At 43.0% G+C, this 23,557-nt stretch carries 22 protein-coding genes; 11 read left to right on the top strand and 11 right to left on the bottom strand.

The features are described from left to right. The first annotated feature begins 4 nt into the window (after window positions 1-4). Entirely contained in the window at window positions 5-241 is a 237-nt protein-coding gene (locus tag ACLGGR_RS13745; protein WP_251216887.1) for a DUF2651 family protein, read from the top strand. Window positions 242-407: 166 nt separating this feature from the next. Here the strand turns inward: ACLGGR_RS13745 and ACLGGR_RS13740 are convergent, their stop codons facing one another. From ACLGGR_RS13740 to ACLGGR_RS13720, 5 genes are all read right to left on the bottom strand, one after another. Continuing rightward, window positions 408-800: a RidA family protein gene (locus ACLGGR_RS13740; protein ID WP_039176565.1), complete on the bottom strand. Its 393-nt coding sequence runs from the start codon at window positions 798-800 to the stop codon at window positions 408-410. Between the two features lie 226 nt (window positions 801-1,026). Beyond that, window positions 1,027-2,775 (bottom strand): methyl-accepting chemotaxis protein, encoded by a 1,749-nt coding sequence (locus ACLGGR_RS13735; protein WP_410973270.1) that lies wholly within the window; start codon window positions 2,773-2,775, stop codon window positions 1,027-1,029. A gap of 100 nt (window positions 2,776-2,875) precedes the next feature. Further along, complete coding sequence (locus tag ACLGGR_RS13730; RefSeq protein WP_410973269.1) at window positions 2,876-3,997, bottom strand: mannitol-1-phosphate 5-dehydrogenase; 1,122 nt, start codon at window positions 3,995-3,997, stop codon at window positions 2,876-2,878. A gap of 1 nt (window position 3,998) precedes the next feature. Next, complete coding sequence (locus ACLGGR_RS13725; protein WP_142946694.1) at window positions 3,999-4,433, bottom strand: PTS mannitol transporter subunit IIA; 435 nt, start codon at window positions 4,431-4,433, stop codon at window positions 3,999-4,001. A 95-nt stretch (window positions 4,434-4,528) separates the two neighbouring features. Then, window positions 4,529-5,971 (bottom strand): PTS mannitol transporter subunit IIBC, encoded by a 1,443-nt coding sequence (locus ACLGGR_RS13720; RefSeq protein ID WP_144473029.1) that lies wholly within the window; start codon window positions 5,969-5,971, stop codon window positions 4,529-4,531. A gap of 508 nt (window positions 5,972-6,479) precedes the next feature. Between ACLGGR_RS13720 and ACLGGR_RS13715 the strand changes: the two genes are divergently transcribed. The 3 genes from ACLGGR_RS13715 to ACLGGR_RS13705 all read left to right on the top strand — a co-directional run bounded on the left by ACLGGR_RS13715 (window position 6,480) and on the right by ACLGGR_RS13705 (window position 9,521). Next, window positions 6,480-8,114, top strand: a complete 1,635-nt coding sequence (locus ACLGGR_RS13715; protein ID WP_410973268.1) for a copper resistance CopC/CopD family protein — start codon at window positions 6,480-6,482, stop codon at window positions 8,112-8,114. Between the two features lie 16 nt (window positions 8,115-8,130). Continuing rightward, window positions 8,131-8,745 (top strand): YcnI family copper-binding membrane protein, encoded by a 615-nt coding sequence (locus ACLGGR_RS13710; RefSeq protein WP_142946697.1) that lies wholly within the window; start codon window positions 8,131-8,133, stop codon window positions 8,743-8,745. Between the two features lie 179 nt (window positions 8,746-8,924). Further along, complete coding sequence (locus ACLGGR_RS13705) at window positions 8,925-9,521, top strand: NAD(P)H-dependent oxidoreductase (protein ID WP_142946698.1); 597 nt, start codon at window positions 8,925-8,927, stop codon at window positions 9,519-9,521. A gap of 43 nt (window positions 9,522-9,564) precedes the next feature. Here ACLGGR_RS13705 and ACLGGR_RS13700 read toward each other — a convergent pair whose 3' ends face one another. From ACLGGR_RS13700 to gabT, 3 genes are read right to left on the bottom strand one after another with little or no spacing between them, the layout of a single operon-like run. Further along, entirely contained in the window at window positions 9,565-10,959 is a 1,395-nt protein-coding gene (locus ACLGGR_RS13700; RefSeq protein WP_142946699.1) for an NAD-dependent succinate-semialdehyde dehydrogenase, read from the bottom strand. After that, window positions 10,934-12,322, bottom strand: coding sequence for an APC family permease (locus ACLGGR_RS13695; protein WP_410973267.1), 1,389 nt, complete (start codon window positions 12,320-12,322; stop codon window positions 10,934-10,936). Before ACLGGR_RS13695 ends, ACLGGR_RS13700 begins: the two co-directional genes overlap by 26 nt. A gap of 21 nt (window positions 12,323-12,343) precedes the next feature. After that, window positions 12,344-13,660: a 4-aminobutyrate--2-oxoglutarate transaminase gene (gene gabT / locus ACLGGR_RS13690; RefSeq protein ID WP_410973266.1), complete on the bottom strand. Its 1,317-nt coding sequence runs from the start codon at window positions 13,658-13,660 to the stop codon at window positions 12,344-12,346. A gap of 109 nt (window positions 13,661-13,769) precedes the next feature. Here gabT and gabR point away from each other — a divergent pair, with 109 nt between their 5' ends. Next, window positions 13,770-15,194 carry a MocR-like transcriptional regulator GabR gene (gene gabR / locus ACLGGR_RS13685; RefSeq protein WP_142946702.1) on the top strand — a complete coding sequence of 475 codons (1,425 nt, stop codon included), beginning with the start codon at window positions 13,770-13,772 and terminating at the stop codon, window positions 15,192-15,194. Window positions 15,195-15,227: 33 nt separating this feature from the next. Here gabR and ACLGGR_RS13680 read toward each other — a convergent pair whose 3' ends face one another. Further along, window positions 15,228-15,539: an ArsR/SmtB family transcription factor gene (locus tag ACLGGR_RS13680; protein WP_285707181.1), complete on the bottom strand. Its 312-nt coding sequence runs from the start codon at window positions 15,537-15,539 to the stop codon at window positions 15,228-15,230. Between the two features lie 127 nt (window positions 15,540-15,666). On the opposite strand from ACLGGR_RS13680, the gene ACLGGR_RS13675 reads away from it, so the two are divergent. The 5 genes from ACLGGR_RS13675 to ACLGGR_RS13655 all read left to right on the top strand — a co-directional run bounded on the left by ACLGGR_RS13675 (window position 15,667) and on the right by ACLGGR_RS13655 (window position 21,058). Beyond that, window positions 15,667-16,041 (top strand): hypothetical protein, encoded by a 375-nt coding sequence (locus tag ACLGGR_RS13675; protein WP_251216880.1) that lies wholly within the window; start codon window positions 15,667-15,669, stop codon window positions 16,039-16,041. A gap of 139 nt (window positions 16,042-16,180) precedes the next feature. Continuing rightward, window positions 16,181-17,047, top strand: a complete 867-nt coding sequence (locus tag ACLGGR_RS13670; RefSeq protein ID WP_410973265.1) for a TetR/AcrR family transcriptional regulator — start codon at window positions 16,181-16,183, stop codon at window positions 17,045-17,047. Between the two features lie 16 nt (window positions 17,048-17,063). Then, window positions 17,064-18,497, top strand: coding sequence for an MDR family MFS transporter (locus tag ACLGGR_RS13665; protein ID WP_142946705.1), 1,434 nt, complete (start codon window positions 17,064-17,066; stop codon window positions 18,495-18,497). Window positions 18,498-18,671: 174 nt separating this feature from the next. Next, on the top strand, window positions 18,672-20,048 hold the full coding sequence (locus ACLGGR_RS13660; RefSeq protein WP_410973264.1) for an aspartate kinase: 1,377 nt from the start codon (window positions 18,672-18,674) through the stop codon (window positions 20,046-20,048). A 164-nt stretch (window positions 20,049-20,212) separates the two neighbouring features. After that, window positions 20,213-21,058, top strand: a complete 846-nt coding sequence (locus ACLGGR_RS13655) for a GAF domain-containing protein (protein WP_410973263.1) — start codon at window positions 20,213-20,215, stop codon at window positions 21,056-21,058. Window positions 21,059-21,096: 38 nt separating this feature from the next. On the opposite strand, the gene ACLGGR_RS13650 is transcribed toward ACLGGR_RS13655, so the two are convergent. Then, window positions 21,097-22,524: an ATP-binding protein gene (locus ACLGGR_RS13650; protein ID WP_410973262.1), complete on the bottom strand. Its 1,428-nt coding sequence runs from the start codon at window positions 22,522-22,524 to the stop codon at window positions 21,097-21,099. Next, a complete protein-coding gene (locus ACLGGR_RS13645) occupies window positions 22,514-23,206 on the bottom strand; it encodes a winged helix-turn-helix domain-containing protein (protein WP_410973261.1) in 693 nt (230 codons plus the stop codon). The genes ACLGGR_RS13650 and ACLGGR_RS13645 overlap by 11 nt, the downstream gene beginning before the upstream one ends. 171 nt (window positions 23,207-23,377) lie before the next feature. Here ACLGGR_RS13645 and ACLGGR_RS13640 point away from each other — a divergent pair, with 171 nt between their 5' ends. Then, entirely contained in the window at window positions 23,378-23,503 is a 126-nt protein-coding gene (locus tag ACLGGR_RS13640) for a hypothetical protein (RefSeq protein WP_410973260.1), read from the top strand. The last annotated feature ends 54 nt before the right edge of the window (window positions 23,504-23,557 follow it).

Below are 23,557 nucleotides of genomic sequence, written 5' to 3'. Positions count from 1 at the left end.
CAATATGGCTGTTTTTATTCTATTCATTGTATTTGGCTTTCCTATTGTCTCTGTGCTGATTGGCATTTTGGGTACGCTCTTTTTGAAGAATGTTTGGATGCCCACTTTGATTGTGCTGTTAGCGAGCATGATCTTCATGTTCACCTCTATTGGCGGGAATGTATCCTTTCTCATTTGGGTTATTGTCTATACCGTTTTTACGTTCCTTGCTGGATGGATCACAAAGCGGCTCAGCGTGTAGACAAATCCCCGCACTCGGTGTCAGGTCTGCGTGCCGGTGCTCGTCCTTCCTAGAATTCAAAGGTTTTCTATCACGCTGAAAAAAAGAAGACAAAGGGCTAAAATCAAGATCATTTTAGCCCTTTGTCCACAATTTGAAAGAACAGCATCGCTGTTCTTTTTTTTAATCATATATCCGCACACCATAATTCAATTTCAATTTTCAGCTCCGGCCATCCTAAAGCTGATACATAAGCAACCGTCATTGATGGGTAAGCTGTTTTGAAGATCGTATCCCACTGAGGATATAGATGGTCCCAGTCGATTTCTTCTGTTGCCCATATATTGACCTTGATCACATGTTCTTCATTCAATCCTTCTGATTCAAGGATTTTTTTGATGTTTTCAAACGTATTCGTTACTTGGTCGTTTAAGCTTGATGGGATCTGCCCATCTATATCTGTCCCTACCTGACCCGATGTAACAAATAATCCCGCACCCTTTGGCACCCTTGTGATATGACTGTAGTTACCAACAGGTTTTGGCATACTTTCTGGGTTTTTTCTCGTGATTTTTTCCATGTTATGTCCCTCACTCACGTTTATTTTTCTGCTAGTTTCTTCGTTTTGTAGACAGACTTCACCAATTTCTATCTATCCTAAAAGAAAACAGCAGTGGAGTATCCATAGCCACAAGGTAAGAACATCAATATCTTCTTTTTCATGACCGGAACACTCCTTTTGATTGCGTGAGCAAGGTTTTGATTAACTTCATCGTACCTGACAAGTGATACATAGTCAAAATGATTTATAGACGATAACGCGCAATGTCCTGATTCAATCGCATGCTAAGCTCATTGAGTCTTTCTGCTGCTTTTGCCACATTAGAGATGGCTGTCACTTGTTCGTCGGTGGATGCAGTGATTTCTTCGATCGCCGCCGCATTTTCTTGAGAAACATGTGCTGCGCCGTGCATGGCTTTTGTGATAAGGTCGTTTTGTTCCAGCAGTGTATTCAGCTCTTTTGCCATCGCGTTTGTTTCAACGATGGTTTGTGAAATCAATGTAGAAATGGCATTGAATTCATGTTCTGTAGCATGCACCGCTTCATCCAGCTCGGCAAAACGATCCATTGTATTAGACATGATACCAGCTGTTGTTGTCGTTTCTTCTTTAATGCCTTGGATCATTTGCTGAATTTGAACAGCTGATTGCTTTGTCTGTTCAGCTAAATTCCGCACTTCACTCGCCACAACTGAGAAGCCTTTGCCGTGCTCTCCTGCACGTGCTGCCTCAATACTTGCATTCAGTGCCAGTAAATTCGTCTCATTTGAAATGCTCTCAATCGTATCTGTGATTTGAGAAATATCCTGTACTTTTGTACTTAACTGCTCGATTCCTGCTCTAATGCCTTGAGACGCCTGAATCGATTGTTCATTCGATTGTTTTAATTGCTGTACGATTTGCTGGCCCTGCTGTGATGATTGACTCGATTGGTCGGAAATCCGTTTAATTTGATCACTCTGTTCTTTGACATTCTCAATAGATTGATTAAACTGAGTCATTTGTTGATTGGCTACTTCAAGATCAGATGCTTGATGAAGTGTTCCAGTCGAAATGTCTCCAATGGCTCGTCCAATTTCTTCACTGCTGGCTGAGGTTTCTTCAGATATCGCCGATAAATCTGTCGCTGATTCAACAAGATGACTGCTCGTTTCCTGTAAACCGCTCACCAGTGTTCTGAGCTCTCCTGACATATGGTTAAAGCCTTTTGCCAGCTGTCCGATTTCATCCGTTGTTTCCTTTAAATTCGTGCGTTCAATATTCCCCGCCGCAATTTCCTTTGAAGCAGCAGTGACTTGCTTGAGCAGTCTGACTTTTCCTCGAGCAGCTAAATAAAAGACGCCTAGACTCAGAAGGGCGACACCCGCTGTAATGAGAATAATATAGAGCTTCATCTGCTCTAATTCTTTATAAAATTCGTCCTGGAAGACAGCAATACCTACACTCCAATTCCACGGCGTAAACTGGCTCATATAGGCGAGCTTTTCTTTTTCTTCGCCGGTTGCATCGTCCTTATCCATATAGGTCACATAGTGTGCATCCTCACCTTTTGCATTAGCGCCAGCGACCATTTTTTGACGATTGGTCGTGTTATCTGGAATAATACCGATGTCGTTGACAGGATGAACCTGGGTTGAATAGTCAGTGCCATAAGCGATCAGATAGCCTTTATTTTTATAGATAAAATCTGATTTTTGAGATTGGTATCCCTTCCCGTTGTCATTTTTGGGTCCGCTCAAGTAAAGCCGGGCTTGTTCTTGCGCCTGCTCAAGCGTCAGTTCTTTTTTCTCCACACGGTCATTCAACTGTTCAAGTGTGGCCATCGCTCCGCTGACGATGTGCTTTAAATCTGCTTTCCCTGCATCAATTAAGACATGTTTCGCTAACAAATAACCCGTTGTTCCAACTAGTCCGCCCGTTAAAATCGTGATCACGATAATGGCAGACATTAATTGAAAAAAGACACTTCTTGACGCAAACGCTTTCTTTTTCATGTACAAATTCCCCCTTACTTTATATATCGTCAAGCAGGGAAAAGTATTAAAAAAGTCATAGAAAAAATCCCTTTCGCACGATGGAAAGGGATTTTTCTCATTATTGAGCTGTTTCTTTCAGAATGGCTTGATAAAGATCGTCTGTTGGCGAGAGTCCACATACCTCTTCCAGCACACCTTCAATGCCTTTTTCTTTTCTTAATGCCTGCAAACGAACAGCTTCTTCGTCTCCAGTAAAGTCGTAAGCCAAAGCTGCCACAATGCCTTTAATTAAATACTTTGGCTGTTTGATCTTTTTCGCTGGACCGATTAAACGGTCATCTGCTCCAAGCTTTCTAAGCGGGGAACGTGCGACGCGCGTGACTTCATCAGAGATAAAGGCATTTTCAAATCGTTTGATGATTTTTTGAATATACGCATCATGTTCTTCTTTTTGAAAGCCATATGTGTCGATTAAATAACTGCCCGTTTCGTGAAGTGCACCTTCGACCACTTGACGAATCTCTGGTGTATCGACAGCATCTTTAATCGTTTGAACGCCTTTCTCATACCCAACATAAGCAGCTAGTGCATGTCCTGTGTTGACAGTAAAGAGCTTACGCTCAATATAAGGCGTTAAATCTTGTACAAATGTCGCTCCATCGATCTGAGGAACGTCTCCAATAAAGCCTGTCTCATCAATGACCCACTCGAAAAATGGCTCGACTGATACTTTCAAAATGTCCTCATGGTGCTGAATGGGGACAATGCGGTCAACCGCAGCGTTTGGAAAACCAACTGTGTGTGACAGCGCTTCTTGTTCATCAGCTGTTAGATGAGAGAAAACAGCTTCCTTTAAATGAGAGCTGCCGCCAATCATATTTTCACACGCCACAATGTTGATGATATGATCAGGCTTTTTCTGTTTTAAACCTTCAGCAATCGATGAAGCAATGATGTTCAAAACAGCTGGTCCAACAGCTGTTGTAATGAGGTCAGCTGTTGCTACTGCCTCAGTTAATGCAGCTGGATCTTTTGCGGAATTGATGGCGGACACAGAACCGACTACTTCTTGCTGCTGCCCTGGAGCTGCGAGTTCCACTGTGTATTCTCCTTTTTCATTCAGCTCGTTGATAACCGCTTCATTTACATCGGTAAAAACGAGCTCAAAGCCTGATGCTTTTAACAAAGATCCGATAAACCCTCTGCCAATATTGCCTGCTCCAAAATGAAGTGCCTTCATGTTAGTTCACCTCGTTAAAGATGGCGATCAGTTCATCCTGATCCTTTGCATGAATGATTCGTTCTACGTTTTCTTCCTCTGAACAGACAATCGCAATCTGAGAAAGAATATCGAGATGCTCATTGTTTTTACCAGCGATGCCAAATACGACTTTGGCAATATTTCCATCGCCATATTCAACGCCATCTGGAATTTGGATAATGGAAATTCCTGAATGAAGGACAGCCGCTTTCGCATCCTCTGTTCCATGAGGAATAGCAATTCCGTTGCCCATAAATGTAGAAGAAATATTTTCTCTTTCAAACATTTTGTCCACATAATCACTTGTGACATAACCGTTTGCCACTAAGACTTCGCCTGCTTTTTTAATGGCTTCTTCTTTAGAGCCTGCTTGTTCGTTTAGAAAAATATTGTCTTTTGAAAGTACTTGTTTCATGAAAGATCACACACCTTTTTTAGAATAGAAAATCAGAAAACAACCAAAACGGGGAGTTCAATTAGGAAAAATTGGACTCAACCCGTTTCGTCATGTTATTTTTTCAATTTCTCAATCAGCTCATCGTATTTCGGGCTGTTTAAGAAATTATCAACTGAGATATGCACAGCTCCTGGCAGTTTTGCCTTGGCTCTATCTGTTAAATCTTTATGAGTAAAGACCACATCGGCATCATCTGGGATGTTGCTGATGGATGTATTTGTCACATCAATATCAAGCTCTGCCTTTTTGACTTTATTCTTTAAAACGGACGCACCCATCGCACTTGAGCCCATTCCTGCATCACAGGCAAAGATGATTTTGTTCACGTCATCTGGATTGATTTCATCTGGAGATGCTGCTTGCTCGCTTGCTTCAGCACCTTCCTTTTGTGCTGTAAGAGCAGCTGCTGCTGCACTTTTCTTGCCTTTCATGTCTTGCATTTTCTCTGTTGCTGCTGTTAAGTCTTCGTCCACTGCTTTAGACGCTTTCAAAATGACAGAAGCGACAAGGAACGATACGACCGCTGCCACGACAACACCTGCTAGTACGGCAAGGTGGCCGCCTTTTGGTGACATGAGCATAAGAGCGATAATGCTTCCTGGTGACGGCACAGCCTTTAAGCCTGCATTTAGCAGTGTAAAGGTCAGAACGCCGCTTGCTCCCCCAGCAATAACCGCTAAAATGAGCTTTGGCTTCATTAAGATGTATGGGAAGTAAATCTCATGGATTCCCCCTAAGAATTGAATGACAATCGCACCCGGTGCAGACTGCTTTGCAGTCCCTCTTCCAAAGAACATGTAGGCTAGAAGAACACCTAGACCTGGTCCTGGGTTTGTTTCAAGCAAGAACAGAACGGACTGGCCTGTCTTCGCCGCTTGCTCCACCCCTAATGGACCTAAAATCCCTTGGTTAATTGCATTGTTTAAGAACAATACTTTCGCTGGTTCAATGAAGATACTTGCCAGCGGAAGTAAATGTGCATTCACAATGATATCTACACCTGCCGCAAGGGCTTTATTCAGACCTAGTACGACTGGGCCGATTGCGTAGAAAGCAATGGCGACTAAAATGGCACCTAGAATACCTGCACTAAAATTATTAATCAGCATTTCAAAACCTGATTTGATTCGGTCTTTAAACAGCTGATCGATTTTCTTAATGAGATAACCGCCAAGCGGTCCCATGATCATCGCACCTAAAAACATCGGGATGTCCGAACCGACAATAACCCCAATCGTAGCTGTTGCACCGAGTACCCCGCCTCGATGGTCATATACGAGCTTCCCGCCTGTGTAACCGATTAAGAGCGGCAGCAAGTAGTTGATCATTGGGCCAACTAGTGTATTTAATTGTTCATTTGGAAAATAACCACTTGGAATGAACAATGCGGTGATGAGTCCCCAAGCGATAAACGCTCCAATATTCGGCATGATCATACCGCTTAAATAGCTTCCGAAGCGCTGTACTTTTACGCGAAATCCGCTTTTTTCCTGCATCTATGAAAACTCCTTTCTTCTCTCCCTTTATTTAGGGCTTTATAGGTCAAAAGATATAAGAACAAGATTCAGTGAAGCCCTTATGCCTATCGTAAAACGCTTTCACTTTCTCTTCAATTGAAACTAAATGTCACTTTGTCACTTAGTGTGTGACAAAATTGAAATATGACATGAACTCTCTGTCAGATCCCAACATATAATGGGTGAAAAGCTTGATCTGTCGTTGTTTTTACGCAAAATTCATGGGAATTTCACAACTTTCAAATGGTCTCTTCTTGTTTCCTCTTCTTAAATCGAATAGGCTTATAATTGATCAAATCTATTCAATCAAGAAATGTCTGCGCAGACATGACACAGAAAAAGTGAACCATCTTGCTGTTTGTTTCGTTTACCTTTTAGAGAGGGCGGTACAATAGGAGGAGCGGTTTTTTTCTGTGACTCACAGTTTACTGCCGCTTTCTTTCTGATACATGAGACATTTTCAAAGGTAGAAAGGCGGTTATTCACCTTGTTTAAAAATAGTAAGTGGCTTCTGCTTCTCATGGTCATGTTCACTTTTTTCATTCCAAAGGAAGCATTTGCTCACGCATACGTCGTGAGCTCGAACCCAGCGGCAAATGAAGAGCTGGATCAGCAGCCCCCTTCAGTTTCGATCACATTTAGTGAAGGGATTGAAAGCGGATTTCATGCCATTAAGGTGCTAAATGCAAAAGGTGATCGTGTGGATAAAGGAGATACGGTCATTAAAGATCAAAAGATCATGGAAGCAGCTTTAAAAAAGAATTTACCAAAAGGAATTTACACCATTCAGTGGAATGCGGTATCAGCGGACGGACACTCTGTCTCTGGCATGATTCCGTTTAGTATTGGAAAAGCGGATGGCGGTTTTGACCAATTAGAACAAGGTCAAACGGATGAATCCATTGATGTGGCCTCAACTATTGATAAAGCCTTTCTTTATACGTCATTCAGCTTATTCCTTGGGACCATTTTGTTTGGACTGCTTTGGTTTAGGGCAGCGATTTCACCTGTATTGGCGAAACGAATGAAGCGGCTTTTGACCGTGTCATTGATCATGATGGGCGGAGCACTTGTGTTCCAGCTGCCGATTCAAACAAAATCAGCGGCAGACGTGTCCTTTTGGGGGGCATTTCAGCCTTCGCTTTTACAAGAAACGATTGCGTCCACTTCTGGCGGCAGTCTGTGGATGATGCTTATGGCGTCATTTGTTCTTCTCACCATCTGGACGATTGTGGCGGTGAGAAAAGGGGACTTCTCTTCTTTTCGGGTTTGGCTGTTTCCACTGCTCCTATTCACAGTGCTCCTTTGGGTGAAAGCACAAATCGGACATCCAGCCGCAACAGACAATAAAATACTCACAACATCACTTGATTTCATCCATCTCGTCTCTGCTTCGATTTGGGTCGGTGGTTTAACAGCCATTGTCCTTCTATTGATGAAGAAACTGCCAAATGAAGATCAGCCGCTCATTCGGAGTACGCTGGCAGCATTTCATCCTTGGGCACTGCTCTCTGTTGGGCTCATTGTGTTTTCAGGATTTGTGAATGCCATCTTTATTTTGCAATCGTTTGACGCTCTTTTCCAATCAGCATACGGACGCACCTTTTTAATCAAACTTGGTTTATTTATCATCATGGGCCTCCTTGGGCTTATGCATTACTTGATGCTGAGATGGGAAAAGAAGCAGAAACGCAGCATTTCCTTACGAGCTGAATGGATGATCGGGATCGCCATTTTGTTATTAACGGCTGTCTTCACCAATATTCCGAGCCCTCCTCCGCCTGCACCTGAGCCCTTCTTTGGCGCAAATCAGGTCGAGCATCGTGACATTGTGTCCTTGAGCATTACCCCGAATGCCCCGGGCAAAAACTCGTTCGAAGTGGCATTTACAAAGAAGAATGGAGAAACGATCACTGATATTCAATCTGTGACAGCCAAGATCCATAAGGTGGCTTTATTCGGTGATGAGACACCAAGTGAATTCCAGCTGAAACGATTAAAAAATGGTCATTTCTCTGCTGAAAATCTCTTATTAAATGAAAAAGGCACATGGAAAATTGAAATCCATGCGTTAACTGGTTCTTTTAAGAATATCGATACTACATTTATTAGAAGAAATTAAAAGGAGTTCATGACAAATGAAAAAATACGTTAAAGCTTTATTACCAATGCTTCTCGCTTCATTTTTATTGGCGATTCCTGTGAGTGCGCACGTGACAGTCAAGCCTGATACATCTGCGACAAATGCTTGGGAAACCTATACATTAAAGGTTCCTTCTGAGAGTGACAGCCCGACGACAAAGGTTGTCTTGACAATACCTAAAGGCGTAGAATTCCAGCAATATGAGCCAGTACCTGGCTGGAAAACGTCTACTGAAGAGAAAGATGGCAAGGTGACAAGAGTGACTTGGGAAGCAACAGGTAAAGGTGTGCTTGCTGGACAATTCCAGCAATTCGTTTTTGTAGCGAAAAACCCTGAGAAAGCAGGTGAAGCTGCATGGGATGCGTATCAATATTATCAGGATGGAACGGTCGTTGAATGGACTGGCGATAAAGATGCTGATAAACCTCATTCCATCACAAACATTGTGGCATCTAATACCGTAACGGATTCACATGGCCAGGAAAAACCAAAAGAAGAAAAGGCCTCTGAAACAGCCTCTGCTTCTTCCTCACCACTTGTCCTTGGTCTGTCCATTGCTGCTCTAGTCGTGGCACTGATTGCACTTGGACTTGCTTTTAGAAAGAAATAAAGGCTGTATGAGCGATCGTTTTCTCAGAAACGATCGCTTTTTCTTCCTTTACACATATCGGAACAAATGCGAGAGATCAATTATTTTCCATTTTCCCAACTTGTTATTGCCAATATAGGATTGAATAGGATAAAGCCGCATGCCATAATGGGACACATGACCACCTAGGAGGCTATGAGATGAACCATGTAATCATTTTTGCTCATCCCCAGCAAAGCTTAAATCAAACCTTATTAGATCTTGTTGTGAGCACTCTTTTGAACAATGGTCATAAAGTGACTGTTCGTGATGTCTATGCTCTAGGTTTTTCACCAGAGCTCACCATTGCAGAAAAGGCTGCCATCAAATGCGGTGATGTCCCGATCGCCATTCAAAGAGAGCAGAAGCTGATACAGCAGGCGGATGTGCTGACGTTTATTTTTCCAATATGGTGGACAGGCTTGCCGGCTATGCTAAAGGGTTATGTAGAGCGCGTCTTTTCTGAGGGTTTTGCTTATCAGATCAATGAGGTTGGAGAGATTGAAAATCTGCTTCGGCACAAACAAGGTGTTATCATCAACACGCACGATGCCCCGAGGACTTTTCTGGATTCCAATAAGATTTTCACCTCCTCCCATCACATGACAACGGATACTGAAGTCTTCAATTTTATTGGCATTCAGCCTGTTGAACGGCTTTTGTTCAGCAGCATGGAGCAGGCATCTACAGATTACATACACGAAATTCTGAAAGAAACGAAAGAAACGGTGGATCAGCTTTTCCCGCCGGCTGTTTAATAAAAAAAGACTGCCGAGATTCCTCGGACAGTCTTTTTCACGTTTATTCGTCTAACCCAATCGATACATATTTTGTTTCTAAATAAGGTTCGATCCCTTCGATGCCGCCTTCTCGGCCAATCCCGCTCTCTTTCATACCGCCAAAAGGTGCTTGGACAGCCGATGGACCGCCATCATTCCAGCCAATAATCCCATAATCGAGATTTTCTGAAATGTAGAGTCCGTTTCGATAATTTTCTGTAAAGAAATAAGCTGCAAGGCCAAAAGGTGTATCGTTGGCTAATTCAATTGCCTCGTCTAACGTTTTGAATGTCGTAATCGGTGCCACTGGACCAAAGGTCTCTTCATGCATGATGTTCATCGAAAGGTCCACATGTGTAAGAACCGTTGGCTGGACAAAATAATACGACTTGTCATCGTCGAAATGCGTATCGCCGCCGACAAGAACTTTCGCCCCTTTATCCACTGCATCTTGAATTTGGCCGACAATTTTATCAAAGCCGCGCTTGTTAATAATCGGACCGATGGATGTGCCTTCTTCAAAGCCATTTCCCACTTTCAGCTTTTCTACTTCTTTGCTGAAGCTTTGAGCAAATGCTTCATGAATGTCTTCATGCACAATTAAGCGGTTGGCACAGACACAGGTTTGCCCGGCGTTCCGAAACTTAGATGCCACTGCTTGTTTGACAGCTAATTCAAGATTTGCATCCTTGTCTACGATGAGCGGGGCATGACCGCCAAGCTCCATTGATACGTGTTTGACTGTGCTGGCACTGTTTTTGATCAAATGCTTTCCGACGGGCGTTGAGCCTGTAAACGTGATTTTACGAATCAATGGACTATCTGTGAAGATTTCACCCACTTCTTTTCCATCTCCCACAACCCATTGCAGTGCATCCTCTGGAATGCCAGCTTCATGACCTAATTTTACTAGTTCAATGGCTGTCAGCGGTGTGTCTTCAGCAGGTTTTACAATAAACGTACAGCCTGCTGCAAGCGCTGGAGCTGCCTTTCTCGTAATCATCGCCGCAGGGAAATTCCACGGAGTAATGGCAGCAACAGGACCAACTGGCTGTTTTGTGACGAAAAGGCGTTTGTTTGTCGTATGTGACGGGATGGTTCTGCCGTAGATTCGCTTTGCTTCCTCTGCGTACCATTCAATATAACCAGCCGCATAGACGATTTCCCCTAATGCTTCTTGGTACGGCTTTCCGTTTTCTTCTGTAATGATTTTCGCAAGCCTTTCTTTATGCTCAATCATCAGATCAAACCACTTGCGAATGATATTGGCACGTTCATGCGCTGACGTTTTCGCCCATGATTTAAATGCTTTGTGTGAGCGGGAAATTGCGTCTTCGATTTGTTCTTTTGTATGCTGAGCAACTGAAGCAATTTCTTCTCCTGTTGCAGGATTATACACTTTGAGTTCGTTTGTCATGCTCTACCGTCTCCTTCGTTCTTGGATTCATTACATATAGTATATACCCAATGAGTACCCAACTTAAAAGCAATATCCATTCAGCTGGCCACGATAAGGACGCCGGCATTCCTGGAAAGTAAAATGAAAGGAAAAGAAGACTCAGTCCGATGGCTAAAACACCTGTGGTCCGCCAATATTTAATGCTGTATGGACGTTCCAGCTCAGGTTCTGTTTTGCGAAGTCTCATAAAAGCAATGGATACTATTAAGTACCCGACGATGATTCCTACACCGCCCGCATTGACAATCCATACGAGGGCAGGGCGCCCTAATAATGGAGCGAAAAAAGCCAAAGCACCAAGAAATAAAATGGCATTTGTCGGTGTTTTATACTTTGGATGAATATACGCAAACCATTTAGAAATCATACCTCTTTCCGCCATAGCATATAGAATACGGCTTGCACCGATAATAAAAGCATTCCAGCTCGTCACAATTCCTGCTACCCCTCCAATGACAAGCACTGTTCCAAACGCTTGATGACCGAGAAGCTGTACCATCGCATCTGCTGTCGCTAATGAAGAGGCTTCAAGCTGTCCTTTTGACATTCCAGCAGCTACCCCAAAGACAATAAGTAGATAAAAAATGACCGCGCTCACGATGGAGATAATCAAGATTCTCCCAATGATTTTTTTTGGTGCGTTAATCTCCGCCGCTACTTGTGGAATGACATCAAACCCAACGAATAAAAAGGGAATCATGACTAACACCGCCATAAGACCGCCAACACCGCCTTGAAACATAGGCTCTAGGTTTGCAAAATCTCCATTAAATGTTGCGCCGCCTAAAAGAAGAAAACCTGTCAGAATAATCGCCACTGTGAACACGGATTGAAAAATGGCAGCAGGCTTCGCCCCAATGTAATTCAGCGCTGTTAAAAACAATGCACCGCCAGATCCAATCAATACCCACGTGAAATAAACGTCCCATCCCCCTATATTCCATAAGAAGCCAACATGCTGTGTTGGAATCACATAATCAATGACGGTCGGCAAGGCGACAGCTTCAAACGTAATCACGGACACATAACCAAACAATACGCCCCATGCTGAGACGAACGCTGCTTTCATCCCAAAAGCCCGCTGGACAAAGACGAGCCCTCCGCCTGTCTCTGGAATCGCAGACGAAAGCTCAGCATACGTAAGTCCAATAAAGATGACGAGAATACCGCCTATAACGAAAGCAATCACACTGCCTAAAAATCCAGCTGTTAAAATCCAATCTCCCGAAAGTACAACCCAGCCCCAGCCAAGCATTGCACCAATGGACAAAAACAGTACGTCAGACTGCGACATGGTTTTTGCCATTTGTTGTTTTTGCATACAACCATCCCCCTTTGTTGTTTAGCGTGCTTTGAAGGCGTCCTCGATGATCCCTAGTCCTTCGTGAAGCAGCTCATCTGTGATGACAAGTGGTGTTAAGAAGCGAATGATATTCCCATTAATCCCTGCCGTTAATAAGAGCAGCCCGTGCTCATTTGCATATGCTGCAATAGCTGCGGCTCTTTTCTTATCTGGTGTACGCGTTGTTTGATCTTCCACAATTTCAATTGCCGCCATTGCCCCTAACCGGCGGACTTCCCCAATGAATGGATACGCTGTTCTCCATTCATTTGCTTTGTCCTCAATGACTTGTCCAATGTGTTCAGATCGTTGATTCAATTGTTCTGTTTCAATGATATCAAGAACAGCCAGTGCTGCTACACAGCCTAACGGACTTCCTGCATATGTTCCCCCAAGCTCCCCTGGATCTGCCGCATCAAGCAGTTCTTTTCTGCCAACGACACCGCTCAGCGGCAGGCCAGCTGCAAGAGATTTTGACACAGTGATTAAGTCCGGCACCACATCAAAGTGCTCAATCGCAAAGTATTTCCCTGTTCTTGCAAAACCGGTTTGGATTTCATCTGCAACAAAGACAATCCCGTGCTGCTGACAGAATGAAGCGACATGCTGAACGAAACGCTTCGATGGCACAATGAATCCGCCCTCCCCTTGGACTGGTTCCATGACCACACAAGCAACGGTTACTGGTGCAACGGCTGCGACGAAAAATTGATTGAATTGATCAATGATGTACTCGTCGTACGCTGCATCGCTTAATCCTTCTGGCTTTTGATAGTAATACGGGTATGGTGCTTGGTACACCTCTGACGCAAATGGTCCGAAGCCAAATTTATATGGCTTGACCTTGCTCGTCATGCTCATTGTCATATTCGTTCTGCCGTGAAAACCTCTTGTGAACGACACAACGGCCTGTCTTTTCGTATATTTACGTGCAATTTTCACTGCATTTTCAACCGCTTCTGCACCTGAATTAAGAAAAATGGCTTTCTTGTCATGGTCCCCTGGTGTGAGATGGCACAGCTTCTCTGCCAATTCGATATACGATTCGTACATCATCACGTTGAATCCTGGGTGAATCAGGCTCTCTGCCTGTGCTTTGACCGCTTCAACAACCTTTGGATGTGAATGTCCTACGTTTAATGTGCCAATGGCGCCTGCAAAATCGATAAATCGGTTCCCATCGATATCGAACAGCTCGGCTCCCTTCCCCTTCGCTGCAAGATGACGGTTGCCATTACTGACGCCTCTTGCGACGTATTGATCTCTTTTTCCCTGCCATTCTTCGGTTGAAAAACGGTTTGTTGTCGTTTGACTCATTGTCATCCATCCCCTTTATATCCTTTTTTATTATTCTGAATATTTTTTGGTATGATAGAAAGTACCAATATCATTTTTTTCATGGTACCAGAGAGGATGGAATGGTGAGATGCTGACAATTCAACTAGATCAAACAGGGCAAAACGGATATATTTATCATCAAATTTATACGAAAATTAAAGGGGAAATCTTAAACCGCAACCTTCAGCCGCACGATCAATTACCGTCCAAACGAGAGTTAGCTGATGCATTAAACGTCAGCGTTAATTCAGTGAATGGCGCCTATCAGCAGCTGCTTGCCGAGGGGTATTTATATTCGGTTGAACGCAAAGGGTTTTTCGTGGAATCACTAGAGACGTTTCATGAGTCAGGTCAGCTGAAACCCTCTTCTCTTCCTGAAGATTTAAAGGAGGAGCCGATTGCACGAGACGACTGGTATTCCTTTTCACATATCTCCGTCGATACAGCGAACTTTCCATTTAAAAGCTGGCTGAAAAGTGAACAAAAGGCGATCCACCTCCATCAAGAAGCCTTCGGTGAGCTTCCGCATCCACAAGGTGTGTATGAGCTGAGGGAAACGATCGCCCGGCTGATCGGACTTGCACGAGGAGTCAAATGCTATCCGGAACAGCTCATTTTAAGTGCAGGCACACAGTCACTGATCCATTCGTTATCAAGCATTCTTCCGGCCGATCAAGTATATGGATTAGAAAACCCCGGTTACCGCCGGCTCTATCAAATGCTGAAAAACAATCATCACCAAATTGAAACGATTGGCATTGACCAAAAAGGGGTGCGAATGAGCGACATTCATAAAAAACAGCCGAATGTGTTGATCATTACCCCTTCACATCAATTTCCAACAGGGGTGATTATGCCGATTTCCCGGCGCATTCAGCTGTTAAACTGGGCAGCCGATCAGCCAGATCGTTATATCATTGAGGATGATTATGACAGTGAATTTAAATATGGTACAGACAGCATTCCGGCGCTGCAAAGTCTGGATCGATATGACAAAGTCATTTATATGGGCACCTTCTCAAAATCATTGCTGCCTGGCTTACGGCTAAGTTATATGGTGCTGCCTCAGCATTTATTGAGACGCTATAAAGAAGAACAGCATTTTTTCATTCAAACAGCCAATCTTTTTACACAATACACCCTTCTTCATTTTATAAAAGATGGGGCATATCAACGGCATATTAAAAGAATGAATGGTTTATATGAGGAAAAACGGAAGCAGCTCATTGGAGAGCTCAATACGGTTTTTGCTGACAATGTGCGGATTATTGGAGAAAATGCTGGGCTTCATTTTATCGCAGAGTTCCGCTCAAATCGGTCTCAGCATGAGATTTTACAGCGAGCGAAAGAAAGAAAGCTGAAAATGTACGGAATGGATCGTTTTACCCTTGATGAGCAAGTACCCGGTCACAAAGAAGGCTTTGTCCCGCTTGTCCTTGGCTTCTCGCATATGCAGCCAGAGGATATTGAGCCAGCGGTGAAACGGCTGTATGACGCCATTTTTGGGAAATAAAACAGCCAGCTGCTCTTTACAGAAACAGCTGGCTTACCACCGCTCTTTATCTACGGCTAAAATGGATGACACGAGTCCAGGAAAAGCGGCCTCGATGTCTTCTTTTCTTAGAGAGTAATAACGGTGCTTTCCGTCAATTCTCACTTTCACAACGCCTGCCTCCCTCAGCACTTTGAAGTGATGGGAAAGCGTGGATTTGGCGATATTCATCTCATACGTGCCGCATGTCCTCTCCCCCGCCTCTGCTAAGCAGCGAACAATTTCTAACCGGATTGGATCAGCCAATGCGTGCAGCACAGAAATCAGTCTCATATCTTCTTGGTTTGGATGGTTTGGATTCGTCATACGATAAATGTATCGTATTTTGTGCCAACATACAATCTCATTCATCTGGAGCTGACTAGTCAAGTAACGATATGACTTCACAAACGTCCATTATGAATGAGACTGCCTTGAAGGGAAGGAACCCATTTTGACACGTAACATATGGATTAGTTTAATGATGATGATGCTCACGATCTCCTTATGCGCCTGCCAGTCCGTTCAATCTTTTCAGTCAAAACCACCTAGTGCGGAAGAGTTATTAGCTCACGAGCCCCATGCCGATATCTTTCAATGGAAAGGAACTGTCTATCAAAATAACTTGGATATGGACGATCAACAAACCGTCACCAAACATCAGCAAGTAGGTGTTGTAAAAAGAACATCTACTAAAGATTTTCAGCATGGAACAGCTTCTAGGTTGCAAAAAGGGACCGCTATTTACTCTGTGAAGGAGAGAGAAGACATGTTGGTCGTCGAACTTCACGGCAAAACAAAAATATATGTCGCACATGCGGAAGGATAAAATACCTGTCATGCAGACGGGTATTTTTTTAAGTTCATTTTCTTGTCATGGGTCATTGGTTTTGTTATCATAGCAAAAGTGACCACTCGGTTTCCATTGTGACCATATGGTTTTGCCGATTCGGAAAGGACTTATGAAGATGAACGAAAAGCAAGAAGAGATTTTGCGGGTTTCAAAGAAATTATTTTCTCAAAAAGGCTATATGAGTGTCTCGATGCAGTCAATTGCCGATGCCTGTAAAATATCAAAAGCGTCTATTTATAAACTGTTTGATTCAAAGGAAGCTCTTCTATTAGAACTGATTAAATACAATCAGTGCAAAATGAGAGAGATTTCTCAGATCATTCATTCAGAAACGACGCTGTCCAAAAAGGAAAAATTCACAAAGAAGATCAAGCTTGAGCTTGAAGAGTTTAAGGAGAATCATAAATTTTTGAACATGCTGTCCTTTGAAGCTTTTTCACAGCATTCGCCTATTGTCATTAAACACTTGCGCGAGACACGCTCCATTATCATGCAGCGGCACAGAGACATTATTTTGAGCACATATGGTGAATCTGTCGCTCCTTATGTTTGGGATCTTGTGATTGTTCTCAATGGATTAATGAGAGAATTCATCTTAATGCTGGCGATTGAGCACAAGAACATCAAATTAGAAAATGCTGCCGAGATGATCATCGGTGTGATGGACCGTGTATCGAAAAAGCCTTGCTCGATTGAGCCTGTGTTAACAGATCAGCTGATGGACTCTTATTTGTTTTCCTCACAGGACGAATATGATGAGGAAAAACTTGTCATCTCGTACTTAACGAAGATCAAACAGGAGCTTCAAGCACTGTCAAATGGAGAAGAAAAGGACGATCTCCTCTCTGCGTATGAGCTGCTCAATCAAGAATTATCAAAGGATGAACCGAGAACCTTTTTAGTCAGCTCTCTGCTCGATTATTTAGGTAAAAACAGCGTTTTATCACAAAACGTGTCACAGCTAAAAAACATCATTTTATAGATAAAGAAGGGATAACATGAACCAATCAACAACATCTTACAATCGATCTGTGATTGTTGGGATTTTCCTCGTTGGGGCATTCGTCGCGATATTAAACCAAACGCTTCTTATTCCAGCGATCCCACATATCATGGGGGACTTCAATATTGAGGTCAGCAAAGGACAATGGCTTACAACAGCCTTTATGCTGACAAACGGGATTCTCATCCCGATTACAGCTTTCTTAATTGAGAAATTTTCGAGCCGTTCTTTAGTTTTAACGGCACTTAGCATCTTTACAGCCGGTACAATTCTTGCTTCATTTGCTACGAATTTCCCGGTGTTACTTGCAGCGCGTATCGTACAGGCAGCCGGTGCAGGGATTTTAATGCCGCTGATGCAAACGATCTTTTTAACCATTTTCCCAAAAGAAAAACGCGGGCAGGCAATGGGCATGGTCGGACTTGTCATTTCGTTCGCACCAGCACTTGGACCAACACTTGGCGGCTGGATTGTCGATTCCTTCAGCTGGAAGGCCCTGTTTTATATTGTTATGCCAATCGGTATCATTGATCTCATTCTTGCTTTCTTCTTAATGAAAAATGTGACGCAGCAAAGAGAGACACGTATTGATGTGTTATCTGTCATCTTGTCGTCCTTCGGTTTCGGCGGGCTGCTTTACGGATTTTCTAGTGTCGGCACGTATGGATGGACGAGTGCAACTGTTCTCATTTCGCTGATTGTCGGCGCCGTGAGCTTGTTTTTCTTTATCCTGCGCCAGTCGAACTTAACAAGACCGATGCTTGAGTTTGGCGTATTTAAATTTGCGATCTTTAGCTTAACAACTTTCCTCGGGATGCTTGTCTTTGCTTTATTGATTGGGACAGAGACGATTCTGCCGCTTTATACGCAGAATGTCAGAGGGCTGTCTGCACTTGATACAGGGCTTATCTTATTGCCGGGTGCTCTCTTTATGGGACTCCTGTCACCAATTATTGGACGGATTTTTGATAAAGTCGGCGGAAGAGGGCTGGCATTAGGCGGATTTACGATCCTCACCGTTACCACCCTGCCATTTATGCTGCTCACCCTTGATTCATCGATCGCTCTCATTACGGTCGCCTATACGCTTCGCTTAATCGGGGTTGGGATGATCATGATGCCGCTGACAACGGCAGGTATTAACGCATTACCGCCTCATTTGATCCCGCATGGGACAGCGATGAATAACACGATGAGACAAGTAGGCGGTTCCATTGGAACGGCTGTGCTTGTTTCCATCATGAGCAGCTCTGCTGCAAATGCAGAATTAGCCAATCCATTAAAATCAGCCGTTCATGGAATGAATACATCATTTTTCATTTCTGGTCTGATTGCAGTCATTGGACTCATCCTCTCCTTTTTCTTAAAGGCAAAACGTGATAACAAAGTGATGAAGCAGGAGATATCTTCCTCCTCGTCTTCTTCATAAGAAAAAGAGCTCGGCATATGGCCGGCTCTTTTTTCATATACTCACACAATACCGTCCTCTCTATAAATACATTTGTATTTCTAGTGAAGAAAAACCTTGATAAATTAAAGAAAAGAGTTGATAATAGGAACTATTCAATTTGTGAGAAAATTTTTACTATAGGAGATGTATGCATTGAAGGTCGTTAAATTTGGTGGCAGTTCACTTGCCTCTGGCAAGCAGCTGCAAAAGGTATTTGACATTGTAACAGCAGATCCAGCTCGAAAAGCAGTCGTTGTTTCCGCACCAGGAAAACGGCATTCAACGGATACGAAGGTCACCGATCTATTAATTAGCTGCGGTGAACAATATTTACGTTTAGGTGAAGCACATGATTTAAAGGAAGCAGTTATCGAGCGGTATGCCTCAATAGCAGATGAACTCGGATTAGGTCATGACATTATCGATACCATCAGGCAAGATCTAGAGGCACTATTACAGGCTGATTCATCACGCCCTGAGTGCTATCTTGATGCCATTAAAGCAAGCGGTGAAGACAATAACGCTAAGCTCATTGCCGCCTATTTCCGCCACCAAGGTGTTGAAGCTCATTATGTGAATCCAAAGGAAGCTGGTTTGTTTGTGAGCGATGAGCCTGGCCAAGCGCAAGTCCTGCCGGAGTCATATGATCATTTGTACAAATTAAGAGAGCGCTCTGGCATTATTATATTCCCCGGCTTTTTTGGCTTTAGTCTAGCAGGAGACATCGTCACCTTTTCGCGAAGCGGCTCCGATATTACCGGCTCCATTTTGGCGAACGGCCTGAAAGCAGATATGTATGAAAACTTTACAGATGTGGATGCTGTCTATGCAGTCAATCCAACGATCGTTCATGAACCGAAAGAGATTACTGAGCTGACGTACCGGGAAATGCGCGAACTGTCTTATGCTGGTTTTTCTGTGTTCCATGATGAAGCACTTATTCCAGCCTTCCGTGCAGGCATTCCGGTTCAGATTAAAAACACCAATAACCCGTCGGCAAAAGGTACAAAAATCGTGAATCAGCGGGATCATACAAATGGACCTGTTGTTGGAATTGCCTCAGACAATGGATTTTGCAGCATTTACATTAGCAAATATTTGATGAACAGAGAAGTCGGTTTTGGACGTAAGGTGCTGCAAACACTAGAGGAATATGGGCTTACGTATGAGCACGTACCTTCTGGCATTGATGATATGAACATTATTTTACGGCAGGATCAGCTGGAGGAGCAGCAAATTGAAGAGGAGCTGCTAGACCGCTTGAAGCTCGTGCTTGATGCAGATGAGGTCGTTTTAGAGCGAAACCTCTCGCTTATTATGGTTGTAGGAGAAGCGATGCGTCATAATGTTGGCACAACAGCAAGAGCTGCAAAGGCGCTCTCAAAAGCGAAGGTCAATATTGAAATGATCAATCAAGGCTCTTCAGAGGTCAGCATGATGTTTGGCGTCAAAGCAGCGCAAGAAAAAGAAGCTGTTCAAGCCTTGTATGAGGAATTTTTCTCTATGTCTACTGTCCCTGTCTCTCTTTAATCAGCAGGCTGCCAGATCTTTGGATCGGCAGTCTTTTTTCATCTCGACGGTCAGAGTGTTTTTGCGCATTAAAGTGTATCTATTTCTTGTTTGATTTTGTATGATAGAGACACATCAACTACACGTTCCGGCCTATGTTCGGAGCTACAAGGAGTCCTAAAACAATGCCTCGTCAACAACTATTAAAACAGTTTCGCAATTTTCATGATGCTTCTACTAGTATTTTAAACATGATGAGTCAATTCATTGATGTGAATACACTGTTTATTGCTAAAAATGATCAAAACACCAATCAGATTGTAAAGGTGCTAAATCATGACGAGCAGCTTCTTGAAGAAGGAGAAGAACTTCCTTACGAAAAAACATTTTGCAAGCTGGCGGTCGATCATCAGGATACACTTGTCATCCCTGACATTTCGAGGGATGATCGATCTAAATACTTAGAGGTCACGAAACATCTTCAAAGCGGCTCGTTTATTGGGGTTCCCATTGATTTCACTGATGGGACGAACTACGGGACGATTTGCGGACTTGATTTGAGACCGAAGCAATTTACAGAAGAGCATGTGTATATGTTTGAAACGATGGCTTCTTTATTAAGCTACGTTCTCGAACTAGACCGTGCTAACCGGCAAATTCAGCAATTGTCTGTACCGATCGTACCAGTGGTTGACGGTGTCGCCGTTCTTCCTCTGCTTGGTGATATCGAAGAGACACGTGCTCAGCATATTTTGGAAACCATTTTACAGGAAAGCTACAGGCTGTCACTCTCTCATTTGGTCATTGATGTATCGGGAACAAAAAGCCTGAATGAACAAAGCATTCAATATTTGGTCAGCTATGCACAAACGCTGAGACTTTTAGGAATTTCAGCAGTTTTAACCGGCATTAAGCAAGACCTTGCTTTAAGTGCGATTCAATCCAATATATCGTTTAAAGACATCACCATTCGCAAAGATTTACCGCAGGCACTTGCTCATATTGGATTGACGTTTACCAAGAATGAATAAGTGGTGATTCACCAAAAAGGGCTAAAATGAACTTCATTTTAGCCCTTTTCTTCTGGAAACGGCAGTCGTATGGTAAATGTCGTTCCATTGTTTTTTTCACTTTTCATATCAATATGCCCTTCATGCAGGTCCACAAGCTGCTTCACGATGGACAAGCCCAATCCGTATTCTCCATACGGTGTATTCGTTCTTGAGAGATCCGCTTTATAAAAACGTTCCCATATGTGTTTGACTTCGTCTGGCGCAATGCCAATGCCTGTGTCTTCCACTTCGATGATCGTCTCTTGATTTTCTTGTTTTCCTCTTAAGTAAATACGGCCGTCTTCTGTGAATTGAATCGCGTTCTTTGTAATATTGACAAGTATTTGAATAAGCCTGTCATAATCTGCATAAACCTTTAGCTTGGGATCAACGTCCACGATCAGCTGATTGTTTTTCTCTTCGGCGATTCGGCTCAGCTGCTCTTTCATCACTTCAAATGTGTCAATAAGTGGATAGTGAAATTTCTGAAGGGTAATTTGATTCGATCTAATTTTCTCATAATCCATATTTTCATTGACGAGGCGCAGCATACGTTTTGTCTCATCAGTGATTAAGGCATAGCATTTCTCTTTCTCTTCTGCTGACACATCCGCAGTGTTCAGCCATTCCACCAGTCCTCGAATGGTGGTCAGCGGTGTTTTCAATTCGTGAGACACATCTGCGATGAATTGGCGTCTTCGCTTTTCGAGCCGGTCAATTTCCTCTCTTGATTGCTGAAGACGCTTGGCCATCATATTAAAATCCTCACCAAGTGTGCCAATTTCGTCAAGGTGTTTGTTTTCAAGCTTGATGTTGTAATCACCTTGCGCAATCTTTTCAGTCGCCTCTCTCAACTTTTTGATGCGGTTCACATGAAATTTAGACAGGAACAGGCTGAGAATAAAGGTGATCGTCAGCGCCACAAATACGATGATATACAGATAACGATTCATTTGGGCGATGAGCTGTTCAGCGCCTTGAATCGGGGCAATAAGAACGACTCCGCCCTTTAGCTTTCCATCCTCCATGACAGGGAGCGCCACAAGTGATGCCTCTTGATCAAGGCGGCGTGAATCACTTCGCTTGACAATGATTTGCTCTCCTTTCGAGAGTTTGGCCCATAAATCCTTTGTCAATAATGCTTCATGCGGCGGCATCTCTTGCTGCTGAGACAGAATATCTCCTTTTTCATCAAACACGAAAAAACGAATTTGCCTCGTCGAAAGAATATCTTCAAATGGACGCAGACGAAAGGTCATCTCGCTTTTAGGGAGACGTTTATAATCTTGCAAGATTTCATTCCCATAGGAGCTCATTTCATTCACTCTGTTTTGATAGGCAATATCTTTCACAAAATGAGATAAAAGGGTGCTGATAATGACAATGGCGATGAGCAATAACCCAAGGTGACTGATCAGCAGCTGATAAAAATATTTAATCTTCATCGAACTTATACCCTACGCCCCATACTGTATACAAAAAGGGCTTAGGCCCGTCCCCAATTTTTTGGCGCAGCCGTTTAATATGAACATCTACCGTTCGTTCATCCCCATAAAATTGGTATCCCCAAATTTGCTCAAGCAATTGTTCTCGTGAAAATACTTGCCGAGGATGCTGAATAAAAAAGCACAGCAGATCGTATTCTTTCGGTGTGAGGTTCTCTATTCGCTTTCCATCCAGGAAAACTTCCCTCGTTTTCTTATCCAACTGAAAATGTGCTGTCTCCAGCCGTTCGCCCTCATTCATCTTTTCTTGAGTAGTTGTATGAGCAAAGCGTCGTTTCACCGCTTTAATTCTTGCCATCAAGGTTAGTGGACTAAAGGGCTTGGTCACATAATCATCTGCCCCAAGATCAAAACCAAGTACCTGATCAGACTCGGTTTCCTTGGCTGTCAGCATGATAATCGGAATGTCACTGATCTGGCGCACTTTTTGACAAATGGTCAGACCATCCATCGAAGGAAGCATGACATCTAAAATGAGTAGATCCCAATCCTCCTCTTGCTTAAAGCGATTCAATCCTTCTAATCCATCATGAACGAATTCCGCTTGAAATCCCTCTCGTTGAAAAAACATATCCGTCATTGTACAAACGCTCTGATTATCTTCAATCATTAATATTTTCATGATCAGCCTCCGCTGCTACCATTGTTTTTCTTTATGTAGCTTTATTTTACATGTTCCCTTTCAAATCTCAATTGGATTCCACTGTTTTTATGAACTTATCATCGATTGGTCATCTTTTATTCATACTTTTTGAAAGAACTAATACTGCGGTGAATCACATGAGGTTTTTTTATGATGGAATTGCAGAAGATGGTCAAGATATTAGTTGAAGATATTCAACATGACTTTACAAAATATCAAGACGAGGACAGCGTCATTTATGGTTCTTTAACTCATGAGGAAGTCTCATATATTTAGAGAAAGAACTTCATGACAGTTATATGATAGATCTATTTAAAAGAGCTCATCTCT

This window comes from Bacillus sp. BD48 (assembly GCF_046566805.1).
GTDB classification, from domain to species: Bacteria; Bacillota; Bacilli; order Bacillales; family Bacillaceae; genus Bacillus; species Bacillus safensis.
The sequence above is the reverse complement of the archived record's forward strand: the minus strand, read 5'-3'. Positions and strand labels throughout refer to the sequence as shown.